This window comes from Luteibacter mycovicinus, assembly GCF_000745235.1.
Classification (GTDB): Bacteria; Pseudomonadota; Gammaproteobacteria; order Xanthomonadales; family Rhodanobacteraceae; genus Luteibacter; species Luteibacter mycovicinus.
Map to the genome: position 1 here is coordinate 2,318,337 of NZ_JQNL01000001.1, position 17,750 is coordinate 2,336,086.

General features: G+C 62.6%; 14 protein-coding genes. 2 read left to right on the forward strand and 12 right to left on the reverse strand.

Features of this window, described 5'->3' with window-relative positions; all coding sequences use genetic code 11:
- Positions 1 to 10 precede the first annotated feature (10 nt).
- Entirely contained in the window at positions 11 to 391 is a 381-nt protein-coding gene (locus FA85_RS10385; protein WP_036108925.1) for a hypothetical protein, read from the forward strand.
- Here the strand turns inward: FA85_RS10385 and FA85_RS10390 are convergent.
- The 10 genes from FA85_RS10390 to FA85_RS10435 all read right to left on the reverse strand — a co-directional run bounded on the left by FA85_RS10390 (position 385) and on the right by FA85_RS10435 (position 14,494).
- Positions 385 to 3,129, reverse strand: a complete 2,745-nt coding sequence (locus FA85_RS10390) for a glucosidase family protein (protein ID WP_051943121.1) — start codon at positions 3,127 to 3,129, stop codon at positions 385 to 387. The genes FA85_RS10385 and FA85_RS10390 overlap by 7 nt on opposite strands.
- A gap of 4 nt (positions 3,130 to 3,133) precedes the next feature.
- A complete protein-coding gene (locus FA85_RS10395; RefSeq protein WP_036108923.1) occupies positions 3,134 to 3,955 on the reverse strand; it encodes a carbohydrate ABC transporter permease in 822 nt (273 codons plus the stop codon).
- The gene (locus FA85_RS10400; protein WP_036108921.1) at positions 3,952 to 4,830 is read right to left on the reverse strand and encodes a carbohydrate ABC transporter permease; all 879 of its coding nucleotides are present in this window, start codon (positions 4,828 to 4,830) and stop codon (positions 3,952 to 3,954) included. The genes FA85_RS10395 and FA85_RS10400 overlap by 4 nt, the downstream gene beginning before the upstream one ends.
- On the reverse strand, positions 4,827 to 6,119 hold the full coding sequence (locus FA85_RS10405; protein WP_051943119.1) for a sugar ABC transporter substrate-binding protein: 1,293 nt from the start codon (positions 6,117 to 6,119) through the stop codon (positions 4,827 to 4,829). The genes FA85_RS10400 and FA85_RS10405 overlap by 4 nt, the downstream gene beginning before the upstream one ends.
- The gene (locus tag FA85_RS10410) at positions 6,113 to 7,597 is read right to left on the reverse strand and encodes a glucoamylase family protein (protein WP_036108919.1); all 1,485 of its coding nucleotides are present in this window, start codon (positions 7,595 to 7,597) and stop codon (positions 6,113 to 6,115) included. Before FA85_RS10410 ends, FA85_RS10405 begins: the two co-directional genes overlap by 7 nt.
- Before the next feature lie 151 nt (positions 7,598 to 7,748).
- Positions 7,749 to 10,772 (reverse strand): TonB-dependent receptor, encoded by a 3,024-nt coding sequence (locus FA85_RS10415; RefSeq protein WP_051943118.1) that lies wholly within the window; start codon positions 10,770 to 10,772, stop codon positions 7,749 to 7,751.
- Positions 10,773 to 11,007: 235 nt separating this feature from the next.
- Entirely contained in the window at positions 11,008 to 12,027 is a 1,020-nt protein-coding gene (locus FA85_RS10420) for a LacI family DNA-binding transcriptional regulator (RefSeq protein ID WP_036108917.1), read from the reverse strand.
- A gap of 328 nt (positions 12,028 to 12,355) precedes the next feature.
- On the reverse strand, positions 12,356 to 13,957 hold the full coding sequence (locus FA85_RS10425) for a PepSY-associated TM helix domain-containing protein (RefSeq protein WP_051943116.1): 1,602 nt from the start codon (positions 13,955 to 13,957) through the stop codon (positions 12,356 to 12,358).
- 4 nt (positions 13,958 to 13,961) lie between these two features.
- Complete coding sequence (locus FA85_RS10430) at positions 13,962 to 14,225, reverse strand: hypothetical protein (protein ID WP_036108913.1); 264 nt, start codon at positions 14,223 to 14,225, stop codon at positions 13,962 to 13,964.
- On the reverse strand, positions 14,225 to 14,494 hold the full coding sequence (locus tag FA85_RS10435; protein ID WP_043696919.1) for a hypothetical protein: 270 nt from the start codon (positions 14,492 to 14,494) through the stop codon (positions 14,225 to 14,227). The genes FA85_RS10430 and FA85_RS10435 overlap by 1 nt, the downstream gene beginning before the upstream one ends.
- A gap of 344 nt (positions 14,495 to 14,838) precedes the next feature.
- Here FA85_RS10435 and FA85_RS10440 point away from each other — a divergent pair, with 344 nt between their 5' ends.
- Positions 14,839 to 15,273 carry an SPFH domain-containing protein gene (locus FA85_RS10440; protein ID WP_051943115.1) on the forward strand — a complete coding sequence of 145 codons (435 nt, stop codon included), beginning with the start codon at positions 14,839 to 14,841 and terminating at the stop codon, positions 15,271 to 15,273.
- Between the two features lie 15 nt (positions 15,274 to 15,288).
- Here the strand turns inward: FA85_RS10440 and FA85_RS10445 are convergent, their stop codons facing one another.
- Together FA85_RS10445 and FA85_RS21475 are read right to left on the reverse strand one after the other, a co-directional pair.
- On the reverse strand, positions 15,289 to 16,290 hold the full coding sequence (locus FA85_RS10445) for a hypothetical protein (protein WP_081907260.1): 1,002 nt from the start codon (positions 16,288 to 16,290) through the stop codon (positions 15,289 to 15,291).
- A complete protein-coding gene (locus FA85_RS21475; RefSeq protein WP_081907258.1) occupies positions 16,277 to 17,734 on the reverse strand; it encodes an Eco57I restriction-modification methylase domain-containing protein in 1,458 nt (485 codons plus the stop codon). Before FA85_RS21475 ends, FA85_RS10445 begins: the two co-directional genes overlap by 14 nt.
- Positions 17,735 to 17,750: the final 16 nt, after the last annotated feature.

The window sequence follows — 17,750 nt, forward strand, 5'->3', positions numbered from 1 at the left end:
TTCATTGCCCATGCGCTTTTTGCTCACCATCGTGCCACTCAGTGCGGCATTGATCATCGCCGCCTGTTCGCCGTCTTCACCGGAGGCGGCGTCCGGTGCTCCCGCGGCCGCGACGTCCTCGGCCGCAGCCTCCGCCCCGTCGGACGGCACGCCCGCTCCCGGCAAGACAGCCCCGGCCAACGCGGCTCTGGGCTCGCCCGAATGGTATGCCTGGGTCGACAGGACGCTGGCGGTCAGTGATGACGGGCACGGCCCCCGGCCCGAGACGCCGGCGTGGAATCAGGCGGTGAATACCAAGCTCGGTCAGGAAGCGCCGCAGGCGGCGCCGGGTTCGGCGGAGTGGCAGCAGGCGGTGGATGCGCTGCTGCGGACTCGCGTGGCGACTCACTGAAGCGGCGCGGTCAGGCTCGTCCGGCCCTTCTCCACCTTCACCTCTCCCGAAGGTAATGACAAGACCACCCCGCCCGGCGGGTCGATCGGCTGGGTGATGGTCAGCACGGCTTTCCCATGCGTCGCCTTCAACGTGTACCCGAAGCGCCCATAGGGCGTGCGCAGATCCCGGATCGCGATGCCCTCGCCCGCCAGCCAGTCAGGCTGCACACCGGCGGCGACCACCACCGACCGATCCGCCGCGCGGTCATAGGCGAACAGATCGAGCGCCGAGCGCACATAGTCCGAGGCGATCCACGCGTGCGGCATGTCGCCGACGAAGCGAGGCTCGCGCGGATCTCTCCCGACCACCTCCGCCCACTGATTCCACGCGGCCGGACGACGGCCCGCAAAGAAAAAGGCGATGAGGTCGCCCACCCGGTCGCGCCAGCCGAGCCGGACAAAGCTGGCGATCGTGCGCAACTCGTAAGGGGTATAGTCCTTCCAGGAAGTCTTGCCGTCGCGTCGCGCGACAAAGCTCTGCCAATATGTCTCGAACGTGGCGTCGACCAGTGCCTTCGGCAGGCGTGCCTGCTCGCCACCCGGTGACAAGGCGATGGTCGTCGAGGTCGCATCGAAGTCACCCAGCTCCGCCGAGCCGGGAATGAAGTCGATGCCCTTTTCCTTCACCGCCGCGGCGATCGATGCATGCAGGTCGCCGCGGAACTGATCGCGTGAACGACGGAACGATGCCTGCTCTTCGGCATGTCCGAGTACGCCGGCAAGATCGACCGCGTCGTCGTAACCCTTGAGCGCCCAGAAGTCGTCCCAGTACGAATGCATCGGCTTGGTCGAATAGCCTTCGTGGCTGATCGATGCAGGCATCAGGCCGTACAGCGCACGGTCCGGACCCTGCAGACGTGTGGACTGTCGTTCGCTGGCCCGTAACGTTTCCATGTACGCGACGGCGCGAGTCACGTGCGGCCACAGCGCGTCGAGAGCCTCGCGATCGTGCGTGTAACGCCACAATTCGGCGATGCTGAAGATCAGTTCACCCTGGCTGTCGTTCTCAGGTACGGGGTCGGAGCCCCTCGCATCGACGCAACAGGGCACCTTTCCGTTCGAAAACTGATGCGGTGCGTACCAGCGGACGAACTCGGCCGCGACATCTTCGTGGCCTGTGCGCAGCAGGCCTTCGAGCATCATCGCGCCATCGCGTACCCAGGTGCGCGAATACGAGCGCGTACCCGGTTGCAGCGCCGGACCGTCACGGGATATCAGGATCTGCGCGATCCCGCTCCGCAGGGTGTCGACCACGGGCTGCGCCTGCGCGGGCACGCGTAAATCGACACGGTCGAGCTTGTCGCGCCATAGCGCCGCCACCGCATCCGCACGGGCCGACAACCACTGCCCAGCGCTGGACGGCAGCGTCACGTCATCGGTCTGCTTCACGGGAATCACGACGCCGAGGTCGACATGCCCGTGTGCAGGCACATGGACGTCATACAGCAGCGCGCCCTGTGCGAACCCGTCATCCGCATGGATCGAGCGCACGACCGGGCGTTGGCCCGCATCCAGCCGTTCGGTCAGGGTCGTCGGCTGGCTGGCGCTTGCCACGAACGACGATGTCGGCTGCAGGGGAATGATCTTGCGCACACCGTTGACGGTGAGTGCATGACCGTCCCACGCGAGGTCTCGCACCGGACTCGTTCCGCCCGGCGCATTGAGAAACTGGGTGGGCGGATTGACCTGAAACGGACGCGCCGCCAGAGCCAGCGTGAGCTCGCGCGCCGCGTCGCCGTCATTGGCGAGGCGATAGCTCACCACCAGTTGCGATGCGCCCGGCGCCCCCTGGGCGAAGGCGCTCGTGGTGAGCGACACGTCGCCCTTCTTCCACTGCACCGACGGCATCGGCAGGTAGCGGTCGCGCAGCGCTTGCGTCGTCGTGACGTCGGCCCACGTAAGCAGCTTGCCGTTGTCGATCAGGAACGGCTCGACGGAAAAGCCACCCCGTGCGATTTCGACCGCCCCGTCCTCGGAAATCAGTGCGGAGTCGCGGCTGCCACCATCCACGCCGACGATCGTCCAGTACGATTGTTCACCCGAAAACCCGCGCGGATAGAGACCGCGCCGCACCTGTTTCGCCCTGGCTTCGAACACCGCATTGGCCGTCGGCACCGCGGCGGGCACGGCCTCGGGCCGCCGTGCGCTCAGCGTCAGGTTATCGAAGCACACCGATCCGCGGTTCGGCAGTCCGTCGCGAAGGCTCTCCTTGTAGACGACGAACTCGACTTCCCGCGTGCGCCGCAAGGTGCGGTCCCTGACCGGCCCCCATGCGAACTCCACCTGCCGGCTGCTCGCCTCGATCGTCTGCCACGATGCGGTCGGCACGAAGGACGGCTTCTGGAACCACCACACGTTGTCGCCCGTGTCGTCGATCAGCTTCAGCTGCAACGTGTTCGGCGGCATCTGTCCGCGTACGTCGAAGCGCAGGACGAAGCCTTCCGGGAATTCGATCGGCAGCAGCTTCTTGAGGGAAGCCGCGCCGGATACGCCGTTGAAGTCGTAGTCGAGACAGATCGCCTGCCCCTGGGCGTCAGCCACGGTACGCAGCGATGCCGAGACATCGTCGGTATGCGTGGCGCTCCATCCCATCGCGGTATCGAAAGTGTCCAGCACACGTGCGCTTTCGGCCGCGGCGACGGGCAGGATGAGCAGGCAACCCGCGAAAGCCAGCAAAAACGGTGCGAGACGCGACATCGAGTTATCCCTTGACGCTGCCCATCAGCAGGCCTTCGAGGTAGTAACGCTGCAAGGCGAGAAACAGCACCAGCACCGGCAGGATCGTGACGACGGAACCCGCCATCATCAGCTCGCTGTCCTGCACGTGTTCACGCGAAAGCGATGCCAGCGCGATGGGCAGCGTGTAATGCTCCTGTCCCGTCAGCGCGATCAGCGGCCACATGAAATCGTTCCACGCGGCGAGGAAGGTGAAGATCGCCAGCGTGACCATGATCGGCTTGAGCAGGGGCATGACGATGGTGGCGAAGATGCGGAACTCGCCCGCACCGTCGATACGCGCGGCCTCCATCAGATCGTTCGGAATGCCGCTCGCATACTGGCGAACGAGGAAGATGCCGAAGATGGTCGCCAGCGCCGGCACGATGACCGCGCCATACGTGTTGACCAGTCCCATGTACTTCAGCAACAGGAACAACGGCAGCATCGCCACCTGTGCCGGAATGACCAGCGCGCCGAGCAGCATCTGGAAGATCCGCTGGCGACCCCTGAACTCCAGCTTGGCGAACGCATAGCCGGCCATCAGGTTGAAGGCGAGCGACACGACGGTGATCGCGGTGGAGATCAGCAGACTGTTGAACAGGTACCGACCCATGCCCGCGTTGAGGAAGAGCTGACGATAGTTGCCGAAGGTCCAGTGTGTCGGCAAGACGGGCGGAGGCAATGCACTGGCCTCGCCCGGCGTCATGAACGACACCGAGAGCATGTACAGCAAGGGCGTGATCGCGATGCCGGCCGCACCGATCAGCAGGCCATTGATCAGCGCTTTTGCTATGCGCGGGCTCATGCCGGCTCTCCCTGCTTCGACAGGCGAAGCATCGCGGCGGTGACCGCGAACATGATCACGAAGAGGATGAAGGCGACGGCCGAAGCCGAGCCGAGGTTCCACCACTTGAAGCCTTCTTCGTACATCAGGTACAGCACCGATGTGGTGCTCTGCAACGGGCCACCTTCGGTCATGACATACGGCTCGGCGAACAGCTGGAAGTAACCCGACACCGTGAGGATGCTGACCATCACCATCGTCGGTTTCAGCATCGGCAGCGTGATGTGACGGAACTGCGCCATCGCCGAGGCACCATCGATGCGTGCGGCTTCGTAGAGATCGCCGGGAATCGCCTGCAACCCCGCCATGAAGATGATCATGTTGTAGCCGAAGTTCTTCCATACGGCGAACAGGATGATCGTGGGCATGGCCCAGTGCGGATCGCCGAGCCAGTCCACCGTCGGCAGGCCGATGTTGTCGAGCACGTAGTTGATCAGGCCGTACTTCGTGTTGAACAGGTAGCGCCAGATCACGGCGACGGCCACCACGGTCGTCACCACGGGCGCGAAGAGCGCCGTACGAAAGAACGGCTTGAACCGGGCCAGTGGCGAATTGAGCAACATCGCGGCACCGAGCGACGCCATCAGCGACAGCGGCACGCCCACCACGACGAAGTACACGGTATGGCCCAGCGCCGACCAGAACAACGGACGCTGCAGCAGCGACCAGTAATTCTGCAAGGCGACGAAACGCAGGTTGCGGATATCGGCGAGCGCGTAGAGGTCGTAGTCAGTGACCGAAAGCACCAGCGCGGCAATCACCGGCAACAGGAAGAACAGGCCAAGCACGATCATCGCGGGCGTGATGAACAACCAGGCGGCGCGGGAGGTATTCATGGGCTTGCCTTGTGACCGTGGTCGAGCATCCAGCGACGTTTCTCGAGCAGACGGTCCGCACGACGGTCGATTTCCGCGGCAGCTTCATCCACGGTGATGTCGCCATGCGATGCCTGTGCGGCGACCAGCTGCATCTCGGTGACGATGCGCTCCCACTCCGCGACGGGCGGAGTCGGCTTGGCGCGGTCGAGCTGGTCGCGGAAGGCGGCCGCCTTGTCGTCGTTCTTCAGCGCAGGAGCGTCCCACGACGAACGGCGCGGCGGCATGTCGCCGAGGATCTGGTAGAAGCGCTCCTGGATGGCCGGTCGCGAGAGAAACTCGACCAGTGCCCACGCGTCGTCCTTATGCTTCGACTGGCGGAAGATCACCAGGCTGGAACCACCGGCGTTCGAGGCGCCCGGTCCGTTCGGTCCCGGCAGGGCCACGGTCCCCCAGTCGCCCTGTTGCTCCGGCGGCAGCCGCTTGCGGAACTCGCCGATGTTCCAGGGACCAGAGAGGTAGAACGCGTAGAAGCCCTGGCCGAACGCGGCCCACGGGTTGCCCACGCCGACATTGGTCATCATCGGCGCCTGCTGGTCCTTGAACATCGACACGTAGAAACCCAGTGCCTTTTTGAAACCGGCGCTGCGGAAGTTGCCGTAACGACCGCCATCGCGAAGCAGCGGCTCGTTCTGCTGCAGGGCCAGCGACAACAGCTGTTCGAATTCGTTGGTCGGCAACAGTACGCCATATGTCTGACCCACCGGCCGGGCCAGCTTGACCATCATCGCCTTCCACTCCGCCCAGTCACGCGGGGGGTGGTCGTAGCCGACCTTCGCCAGCAGGTCCTTGCGATAGAACAGAAGGCGCGTATCGACATACCAGGGCACGCCGTACAGCGTGCCGTCGATGACGTTGGTCGACCAGATGGCGGGAAAGTAATCCTTCGGATCGATCACCTTCGACGCGGCGACGCGTGCATCGAGCGGCTCGATCGCGTCCAGCGCGACCATCTCGGGCACCCAGGTGTTGCCGAGCTGGGTGAGATCCGGCGTCGAATCGCCCGCGTACGCGGTCAGCAGCTTCTGGTGCGCGGCCGTCAGCGGCAGTTGCTGCACTTCGACATGCAGACCGGGATGTTCACGCTCGAACTCGGGCAGCAGCCTGGCCACCGCTTCGCCTTCGCGACCGATGGTCCAGAACTGCAGGGTCCGTGAACCGTCTTCCGGCTTCGCGCAGCCAGCCACCGCGGCGCCAGTGAGGACCAGCGCCGCGGTCATACGTAACAGACGGGTGGCGCGCTTCACCATAGGTTGGCGGCCGTTTCCGCATCGAGCCAGCCACCCGTAAAGCCCGCGCGCTGCAGGCCCTTGCGGATGTACGGGTTCTTTTTCATCACGCTCCACACGAAATCGCTGCGGTAGTTCTCGATCATCAGCACGATGGGACCCTGATCGATGCCCAGGTGCACGGTGTCGGCCCAGCCGAAGCCCGGAATGATCCGGCCCGTGCGCACCTCGGTATGCGTATCGAAGGTCAGGTTGAACGCATCGACGAAGCCGTACTTCGTGTAGATGTTCGCGCCGTACTTCTTCTTCATTTCTTCGAGCGCGGGGATCACGATTTCCGGCGCGAACGCGATCGAGCCACCCGCCGCCGTGGGCACGATGGTGCCGTCGTCGGAGATGTAATCGAGTCCCGCACCACGCGCGGTGTAGCCCTGGTAGGTCCGCTCGCGGTCGCCCTGCTTGATGATCAGGCCGCCGGGACCGTTACTGGCCGTGAGGCCCCAGACGTTCTTGCCGTAACCGTTCCAGCCGCCCGGGTTGGCGACGGCATACGCCTGCTGCGAGTAAGTCGCGCGACGGCTGTTCTCGAAATAATCCATATCGTGCGAACGGCCCCAGGCATCGCGGATGCCGCGGAAGTCCACCCACGTGTGACTGTACTGGTGACCGAACATCGGTGCGAAGTTGAGGAAGGTCTGCCCGTGGAATTTACCCCAGGTCTTGTCGTACGTCTTCGTCCAGGCCTGCCACGCATCGTCGCCCACCGGGTGCGTCGGTGAGCCCAGCGCGAGGATATAGACCAGCATGCCTTCGTTGTACCCGGCCCAGTCGTGCGGAATCATCTTGCCGCCCGGCGTCCAGCCCATGCTGATCAGCGCGCCGTGGTTCTGTGCCCACGGCCATTCCACGCGCCGGTAGATCGCATCGGCGAGATCGCGGATTTCCTTCTCCTTCGCGTCGTCGCGATCGAAGTAGCTCTGTGCGAACAGCACGCCGCCGAGCAGCAGCGTCGTGTCCACCGTCGACACTTCGACCCAGCGCGCCTCGCGCTTGCCCGTCTCCATGTTCAGGAAGTGATAGAAGAATCCGTGGAAGCCGGTAGCTTCGTCTTCGCTGTCGTTCTGCGGCGCATCGTTGAAGAAGCGCAGCGTGGCCAGCGTGCGGTCGATCGCCTGGTCCCGCGTGATGTAGCCGCGCTCGACGCCGACACCGTACGCCGTCAGGCCGAAACCGACCGAGGCGATGGAGGCGAACGACTGCGTGGGGTAGTGATCGGGAACCAGCCCGTTAGTCGGATTGCCGCTGTCCCAGAACCACTGAAAGGTGCGCTTCTCGAGGTCGGCGACCATCGGCGGAACGGGGTGCAGATCTTTCAGGCTAGCGACGGAGGGGGTGTGCTTGACCTTCATCGGTGCGTTCTGCGCCATGGCGAACGGGGCTGCCAGGGCGAGCAGTGCGCCCAGTGCGAGGGAAAGACGCTTGAACTTGGTGGCTTGCATGACGTGGATCCTTTCGCGCGTAAACGTTTACGGCCGCGAGGCAAATAAAAGTCCCGAAGGACTGTTTCTCGCCGGAACAAAAGAACGCCCGCGGGGAGACTCGCGGGCGCCAAAGTATGGCGCATCCGGAGGTCCGGATGCGCCAGGTGGATCAGAACTTCAGGCCGACGGTGAAGCGGGCGGTACGCGGAAGGTAAACGATGTTGCCCTTCTTGTTGTACGTGACCGGGTTGCTGTTCATGACGCCGTCGGCACCCCAGTTGACGTTGTAGTCGGCGTAGTTGGCCCAGTTGAAGACGTTCAGCACGTCGAAGCGTGCATAGATCTTCGTGTCACCGCTGATGATGAAATCCTTGGTCAGCTGAAGATCGATATCGCGGTAACCCCAGATGTCGCCACCGACCAGGAACTTCTGGCCGCTTGGCGTCGCGGAGGTGGGGACGCAACCGGAGCCGTTGGCCTCGAGCTGGCCGTAGCAGGCCGAGTCGTTCTTCGGCAACGGCGTGGCGAGCGTCAGCTTCAGCGAACCACTGATGCCCCACGGCAGATCGAGCGCGCCCGTCGCGACGAAGCGGTGCTTGGACACGGCGTTGGACGTGATGTACGGATAGTCGCCGATCGTCGCTTCGTCGAACGAGTAGTGCTCGTTGATGTCACGGTTCTGCTTGGCGTGCGAGAAGGTGTACGCGAAGCTCGTGCTCCAGCCGGATTCCTTCGTGTACGGCTTCTGCGCCGACAGCAGGACCTGCGTGGTACGCGTCTGGATGCCATTGTCGCCCAGGATCAGGCCGCCGACGTTGGGGATCGGATAGTTCCACGGCTGGCTCTTGTCCTGCCAGAACGCACCGTTCGGATAACGGTTACCCAGCGTGAAGGCGAAGCCGTCCTTGCTGAGCACGCGGGTGACAGTGGCATCGGTCAGCCAGTCGCCCACGGTGTTCGACATGCCCAGGCTGTACTGGTCGGAGTACGGTGCCTTCAGCTTGTTGTTCAGCAGGTCGACTTCCTGGCCGGAGTTGCCGCCGACGAGGTAGTTCTGCAGAACATTCTGGCCACCGAGGAAGGCCGGGTTCCACGGTACGCAGGTGGACGACGCCGTATCGCAGGGGTGGCTTGGAATGTTGAAGCGAAGCGTGGTCTGCGGCAGCGACTGCTTGGTGACTTCCGTCTGCAGGTAGTCATAGAGGTTACGGTCATACGCGCGACCGGCACCGCCGTGGATCACGTGCTCTTCGTCACCGAAGAGGTCGTAAGAGAAGCCCAGACGCGGCTGCCACTGACCCTTGAAGGAGTGACGGTTGTTGCCGTTGCTGATGTAGTTATTGAGGTTGACGCCACCCGCGGCTAGCGAGTCCGCATAGGTCTGGCCCGGCAGTGCGCCCGCATACGGGTTCTGCGAGTTCAGTGCGTCGATCACGCGCTGCGAGGTGACGAAGTTGGTGTACGAAGGGTTGACCTCGTAATCCCAGCGAACACCGAGGTTCAGCGTCAGGTGGTCGTTGACCGACCAGTCGTCCTGGGCGAACACGCCGTACTGGCGCGTGTGGGTCTTGGCCACGCCATCCGAACCCGGCAGGTTGGACGCGTAGAACACCTGCCACGGCTCAGCCGACACGCCGGTCGGGTTGACGTCGTAGAAGAATTGCGGGCTCTGCGCGGCTGCGTCGGCGGCCTTCAGTTCGATGGACTTGAACTTGTAACCGAGCTTGACGACATGGTCGCCTTGCCATTCCAGGTCATTGAAGGTGAAGGTATCCGACACCATCGGACCTTCCTGGCTCTTGTTCTGCGTCGAACGCGGGTCAGCCGAACCGGTGGTGATGATGGTCGGGTTGTTGACGTCCGGCTGCCACGAGTACGTATAGCCGTTGCCCGCGAACAGCGGGTTCGCCTGGATGTACGCGTTCTCGTAAGAGAAGATCAGCTCGTTGTACCAGCTGTCGGCGCTATGCGCCCATTTGAAGATCGCACGCGTGTCGTGGTTTTCATTGTTGACGCCGGCCGACGGGGTCGTGCCGGTACCGATGCCCGAGATCTGCGTTTCGCGACGTACCTGGGTGCTCACCTCGATACGATCGCGGTCGGTCAGTTCCCAGTCGATCTTGCCGAAATACAGCTTCTCGTCGAAGTTCAGGTTGGCCGAGCCGAGTTCCGACTGCACGCTGGCCGGCAGCAGGGTCGACACGTCACCCGCGTAGTTAACGCTGTTGGGCACGACCGAGATCGGCGTGTCGAACTTCTTCTGCTCGAAAGCGATGAAGAAGTGCATCTTGTCCTTGATGATCGGTCCGCCGAGCGCGAAGCCGTACTCCTTCGATTCGGAGTCGACCTTGCCCGACGTCTTCTCGATCGGGGTGCGGTTGCGGAATGCGTCGTTCGTATAGGTGCCGAAGACTTCGCCGTGGAACTCGTTGGTGCCCGACTTGGTTTCCGCTGTGATCGCCGCCGACGAGACCTGGTCGTACTCGGCCTTGTAGTTCGAGGTGATGACCTTGTACTCGCCGATCGCCAGCTGCGGGAACGGATTGCCCTGGCTGTTGTTCTGGCCGGAGACGCCGCCTTCCTTCACGTAGCTCTTCTGGCTCACACCGTCGATGTAGACGTTGGTGGAGCTGTTGTTCATCGCACCGCCACGCAGCGAGGTGTTGCCCTTGGCATCGACGCTGAAGACCATGCCCGGCACGGTATCGGCGAACTCGAGGAAGTTACGCGACGCCTGCGGGATGGTGGCGATCTGATGTAGCGAAATCGTGCCGCCGACTTCCGGGGTCTTCACTTCCTGGATGGTGGAAGCGGACACCGAGACACCTTCCATTTTGGTGGCATTGGCGGTGGTCACGGCCGCACCCTGCCCGGCCGGGGCGGCGAGGTTGAGAGTAGCCGTCGAAGCGACTGTCAGGGTGACATTCTGCTCGGTGCCCGGGCCGGCATCGACCTGGTACGAAGCCGGTGGCAGGCCGTTGATGGTGTACGAACCATCGGCGCCGGCCGTCGCGTGACGGGTCAGGCCCGTCTGCGGGTTGAATACGGTGACGTTCGCACCCGGCGTGGCCTTGCCGCGCAGGGTCGCGTTGGCGCTCTGCGCCATGACCATGGTCGGCGCGATGGCCGTGGCGACGGCGGCGGCGATGACGCTGACCAGCAACTTCTTCTTCAAATGCATCGAGGCCTTCATGTTTCCCCTCTCCCAAACGTTTTGTGTGTGTTGTTCCGGCCCGGCAGGGCGCTTTTCACGGGGTCGACGTTGATGTCGTGACGCGGTGGTCGTGCCACTTTTCTTCGTTGAGAGCGTTCTGCCCCCGTGTGGGCGCCCGTTCCGCATGGCGGACCGGTGGATGTGCGCAAGTCCTGTGTGTCGCCGTCCTGGTAAACCAGCCACGGCCCGGCAAGCCGTGTTGCGTCAGGGCCGGTCAGGCCCGTCGTCTTACCGTGTCGTTGCCGCCACACGAGGCGCGCACGACAAGTTCGGTGCCGACGACGCTCGGCTCAGGCGTGGCGTCATCGGGTGATTCGATCATTCCGGCAAGACGGCCGAGCGCGGCTTCGCCGAGTTCGGCGATCCGGATGCGCACGGTGGTCAGCGGCGGCGAGACATAACGCGCCATCGGGATATCGTCGAAGCCGGCCACCGCGATGTCTTCGGGCGTGCGTACCCTGGCTTCGGCCAGGGCGGACAGGCAGCCGATCGCCATCATGTCGTTGGCGGCGAAGATCGCGTCGGGGCGCGGCACCATCGCAAGCGCCTGCTTACCGGCGCGATAGCCGGATTCCTCAGTGAAGTCGCCGGGCAGGATCGACGCACGATCGCCGAGGCCGGCGGCTTCGAGCGCGGTGCGATAACCACGGCAGCGTTCCTGCACGTCGTGGTTCACCTCGGGTCCCGCGATGAACACGATGCGCTTGCGACCCAGCCCGAGCAGGTGCTCGACCATGGCGCGGGCACCACCGAAATCGTCGACGTCGAGGGACGCCTGGCGCTCCGAGCGGACGTGGCTGTTGATCAGCACCGTCGGCACGATCACGGGAAGGTTTTCGTCGAGGAAGGCTTCATCGGCGTGCGGGGACATCACCAGCAGGCCGTCGACCCGGCCCTGCATGGAACGCAGGGCGATGGCGGCTTCGGTGGAGTCGCCGTGGGAACTGGAGACCAGCAGATAAAGGCCACGGGCGCGTGCGGCGAGATCGATGCCGCGGATCAGTTCGGACCAGAACGCACCGTGCAGATCGGGAAGCAGTGCACCGATGGTCTGGGTGCGACGGGTGATCAGGCTGCGGGCGCCGCTGTGCGGCACGTAACGCAGGCGTGCGGCCACATCGCGGATCCGCTTCTGCGTTTCCGCCGTGACGCCGCCGTGTCCGTTGAGGGCGCGAGATACCGAGGCCACCGATACGTTGGCCATTCTCGCGACGTCTTTGATCGTCACACTCACGTGGTTATCGCCCTTTACCCCTGCCCCTCCCGGGGCTGACGGCGCGGAACGTAAACGTTTTCATAGGAGCTTGTAAAGCGTGCGAAATCAACCGCTTGCTGCACTGCGGTACGAAATGATGTGAAGTGCGATACCACTTGGAGAAGACCACCAAAAAAGCGCATACGGTCAGTGGCTTGAGTGGTATGTAAACGTTTGCGGCGGTGCAGCAGCGGTGTGCGAGCTTTGCAGCACGAACGTTAATAACTGTCGTGCTCAGTAACGCGCGTTACGTGGAAATGCCGACGTTTCGAAAGTCCCTGCGACTCTTGCGGCCGCAAGGCGACGCTCAGGCTTCCCGCGCCTTTGTCGCCACGTCCTGGGGATCCCGGCGGCGCGACGACCACACGCTGCAGGGATCGCCTTCGACCGCGCGGCGACGCGTGGCGACGCCAAGCCAGGCGAATCCGGCGCCCATGGCGATGGCCACCAGATCGAGGCCGAGGACCTCATAGCGACCTTCGCCCAGCATGCGCATCAGGCGGTCGTGATGGACCGCGATATCGAGAACGCCCACCGCCACGCTGACCGCCGCCGTTGCGAACAGCAGGTCGACGGCCGCTTTGGCCGGCTTGCGCCAGAACGTCCACAGGATGGCGAGCGCAAACGTCGCGAAGCACACGGGCTGAACCAGCGACGTGGCCTCGATGCCGGAGAGCCCTCCGAGCAGGTTGCCCAGGAAGGTGCACGAGATGGCGAAGCACGAGCCGATGCACACGCCGACGGTCGCGGTGGCCATCGCACGCACCTTCATCGGCTGGTCCGCCTGGCGGCGTTTACGGCGCGTCTCTATGTAGAGAAGGTTGCCAGAATAGAAAAGGAAGGCGCCGGCGAGGCCCAGCAGGAAGTACAGCCAGCGCAGCGACAGGGAACCGAAGGTACCGAAGTGCAGGCCGAAGATCGCCGAGTAAGTGGCGTGGTTCGCGTCCCGGGCGCCGGTCACCTGTAACTTCATCACGTGTCCGTCCACCGCATCGAGCGCGACCATGCCGTACTCGCCCAGGGTCTTTGTCGACGTGCCGCGCACTTCCGCCGCCGCTCCCTGATGACCGTAATGCACGTAGCGCATGTAGTCGGGCTCGAAATCCGCCGCGCCCGCGGCGATCGCGGCCTGCCGTGCCCGCGCGCCCAGCTCGGCCGGGGTCAGCATGACGGCACTGCCGCCCTTGTCCTTCGTCTCCGGCAACGCGCTGGTCATCCGCTCGAACGCGCCCATGAGCTTGCCGTCGAAGGCCACCGTGTTGAAGGCGACCAGCATCACCAGTGTCAGGCAGAGCAACGCGCCGGTGACGGCGAAAATGATGTGGAAAGGCAGACTGAGAATACCGATAACGTTGTGCGCGTCCTGCCACAGCCGCTTTAGGTTGTGGCCCGGGCGCAGCGCGAACATCTCGCGGACGAGATTGGGCAGGTGAATCAGCACGCCGGTCAGCAGGGCCAGCCCGTAAATGATGCTGACCACGCCCATCAGGTAGATACCGATCGCGGGGATGCCGAGGTCGTAATGCAGCTCGTAGATGAAGTCGGCCAGACCGTGCTCGTGGTCTTCCGCATCGCGGGCCGCGGTGTCGTCCAGCGACTGGGTGCGCCAGCTGCCGTCCTTTTCCATCCAGTACGCCGCCACTTCGTGCGACGGATGTTCGGCCGGGTACGTGACGCCGATGCTTTCGCCTGCCGCGGGATGTCTGGCGACGATGTCGGCGAGCATCACGTGTGCGCGGTCCAGCGCGTCGGCCCGGGCCATCTCGGCACGCGGCACGGCCCAGGTGTCGATCTCGTCGTGGAACATGGTCAGCGCGCCCGCGTAGAACGCGATGAACAGCGCGAAGCCGGCCAAGAGGCCGGTCCAGGTATGCACGGTGGTGAAGGTGCGGATCGTGGAGGCTTTCATCGGCTCATAGCCCCGGCAGCGTGTGTTTGGCCACCCACAGCGCCGCGAAGGCACCCAGGTTGGCGACCGCCAGCCAGGCCCAGGCACGGGGACCGCTGCGGAACATATAGGTCGCGCCCATGATCCCGACCCAGAGCGGAAAGAAAGCCATCATCACCGGCAGGGTCACCGCCTCGCTGGAGCCCGGCCAGATCCAGATCACGACGGAAATGAGAGCCAGCGTGAGGGGCAGGCCGAGCAGGATGCCGGCGAAGGTCTTGGCGAGCATCAGCGAGGCTTCCGTTCGGTGGCGGGCCGGAACAACCAGGTGACGTAGGGCCATGCCACGGCGCCGAACATCAGGGCTGTCAGGGCGGCGAAGACGCCTGGCAGCGACGTCTCGGCGGCGATCCATGCCAGCAACGCCATCACGGCGAACACCCACGCTCCGATGCGGCCAGCTCGACCGATCGGACGAGCCAGCAGTCGCTGGTTGCGCGAGCAGAGATAAGCGAGCGCCATGGCGATGAGCGCCGCCAGGCAACCTAGGACATTCATGGGACACGCCGGACAAGTGACTGATTGATAATTATTATCATTTGATGGCGGGAGAGCAACGCGTCGGGCCGTTACGCACTGCGTATGGCGAAAGGCCCGGTCGCGACGGCCAAAAGCTCTTGGAAATTTCTCAATGGATGGGCCGAATCGCCGGGATTGGTGGTCAAACGGTGACCACTGCTCAAGTTTTAACCAAACCGTCCGCTAACTGAATACGGGGGGTTCGTAAAACTAGCGTTAACCCCTCTCGTTAAATTAGAATTAACACCTCACCGATCATCGTCATGGCGTGTCTCGCTATGCGATGCGACAGGAATCGCCGATAACCGATTGATGTAGCAGCCATGTTGACCACCGCCCTCATCGCCACCACCGTCATCGCCTTCGCTCTTGCAGCGGCGTCGGTTCGTCGCATTCCCGAGGGTCAGGTCTACAGCGTTCGCCGTCTCGGCGGCGCCACGTCGCTGCTCACCGCCGGTACGCACGTCGTGCTCCCGGTGATCGATCGCGTTGCCCATAAGATCGACCTCGGTGGCCAGGTGCTGCGTTTCGACGGCGGCACGGTCTACTGGCAGGTCCTCGAGCCGGAAGCGGCCGATGAAGTGATCGACGACGCGCCGGAAATGATCCGCAGCAACGTCGTTGCCGCCCTGCGCGACTCCGCCACGGCTCACCATACCGATCGCCGCGCCTTCGGCACCCAGCTCAAGCACGCCGTCAACGGTTCGCTGCGTGCCCGCGGCATGCTGGTGACCCGCGTCGAGCTCGACGCGGCCTGATTAGATATCGAAGAGCTAGCTAGCGTGCCGATTCGTTGCGGCGACGATGCGGGGCACAAGAATACTTCCGGCATCTCCCATGCGAATCCTGGGCTCGTAATCCAGATCGGGAATGCTATTAAACGGTTGCAGAAGCGACGACGCGAAAGCGCTGGAATCTGCTTCCCACTGCAGCCGGCGAGTGACGCTCTTCAGATCTGGCGCCCCTAGCAGAAACCTTTCTTCGTAGCGCAAATAAAGATTGCTGAAGAACTGTTCGAATCGGAGTGGACTAGTGGCGTGAGGGAAGTCGAGTGAAGGACTTCCTGCCTCGGGCTCATCTGGGCTGACGAGCGCAAGCGATACAGCCTCGTAGCGGCTTACATCTTCTCGAATGCCACGACGGCCGGTGAGCTCGGACAAAGCGGAGTGGAACCGTAGGATTGATTCTACCGGAGCCCCACCCTCCCGAACGGCGATATCGTTCATCTTGAGCTGTTTGACTGGTGCTGCGTGTTCGTCAAAGGCATCGGAAGTTACATCAGCAGTGACTCGATTGGCCCGGATCACAAACATGTATCCGAAAACCAAGGCAGGATACGTTATATGTAGGTTAGTGCACTCACCAATGGTTTCTTCCATGCGATTGGTCAGGTTTCGGAATGCGCCTTGCATACCTTTACACGAGACAGCGACAACGGGACCAATCCCGTCCTTCGTCACAACGACATCGACGTTCTTTGTCTTCAGGCCTCCAAGGATCGTTCGCTCTCCGTTGCCCCCGAGGTCAGGGTCGAATTCGAGAAAATTCTTGCCCCCGACGGTTTTTACTCTAAACGGAGGACGAGGCATTATATCGTCGGGATGAAAGCCACCTTCGACTACAAGCCGGCATGCAACGTACCAATGCAACGGCTTGATATGCATCTGACTCTGCGTTGCGCCGTCGAAGGTGGCGAAGTGATACATCGCTTCCCTCGCATTGATCCACTGCGCGCGGGGGATTGTATCGTCGACAGCCTTGTCACGCCGGTCCATAGTGTCTCCAAGATTTCATAGTGCTGATGGCGTTGCGTACTTCGGCGGTCTCGCGCGGCCCCAGTCTTCCTTGAGAAAGGACGACATTTGACGCTTCGCGAGGCTCTAGCTTTAGCATGCCTCCACCAAGCGGATGGCCCTCGATCTCACAACTCAACCGCGCTAACGAATTTTCCCAAGTCTGCCTGATAAGTTCCGCGCTTACTCCATCTCTCAAGCGCACGCTATGTACAGAGTTAGTACATGTGCAGTCCGCTTCGTTACGAACGAGAGACGCCTCTGCTCCAGACATATACGACAGAAAGAAATCGGGGATCTGTACATCCGGAACAGAAAACCAAGGATCTCTCGTCCTGCACTTATATCCTTCCTTCGCAGCATGCGCAGCTTCAGAGTCTAAATATCGCTCTATGCTGGCAGGGACCTTGCCTGCCCTTGGAAGGCGAAGTAACAGCACCTGCTCATCTAGATCGTGCCACTTTTTCACGACGGCAGGAGTCAATCTCTGACTTGGGAGCGCGCGGCCATTCCTCACAGTCGCGTGCAGGAACTTCGATGGAATCCGCAGCGACTTTGCTTGCGATGGGCGTAGGTGGAAAAAATCATTCGCCCCACTCACATAGCCAATGCCGATTTGCGCGACATCACCAAAACGAAAGCTCGCATCGTCTGCCCGAATTCTCGAATACAGATCGCGAGCCTCGTTGGCTAGCAAAAACGGGCGCAAGCGACCTTTCCAGGTGGCTTTCCAATCGATCACGGGAATTCGAGTGAATTGTTTTGGAAGTGCCGCTCGCCGCGGCAGCGATTCAATAGCAGAGAACCGGATTTCGTCAGTCCGCCCGCCGTAGCCGTCGGCATACAGCAGCCAGCAGTCCTCAGAGATATTTGGGAATAGCTTTTTCTTTACCGCAATGACTTGGACGACAGAAAAACTGTTGACCAAAAACTCTACCAGAGGCACCGCGTATGGAGCGTGCCCAATCTCTGCGGGCACCACAAAGGCCATGCGACCAGTAGGTTTCAGCAAGCTCGCCGTCGCGACAAGAAACGGAGCCCATGATGATGCAAGCCCGCTAAAGTGGGCTCCAACTCGCCTGCACATCTGCAGCGCAGCTTCACGAACATCACCTTTAAAAGTCTGATACCGGATAAACGGGGGGTTCCCCGCCGCGCATTCAAAGCGCTCGGCAGTGTTCGTGGCCCAGGCGAAAAAGTCCCCCTCATGCACAAGAGCAGACGGTGCGGCCTGAATTGCAATGTGCGCGGCCAGAGCATCTTGCTCAATGCCGACGCTATTTCTATGTCCGGAGATGAATCGCCCGTCACCGCAAGACGGATCCAGCAGTCGATCGGCTTCATGACGCACTGCCCACTTAAGCAGGACCTCTGCAACATCGGGAGGGGTGTAATACGCCCCGGATTCTTTTTGGCTCAGCGCCACAGTAACTCCGCCAATA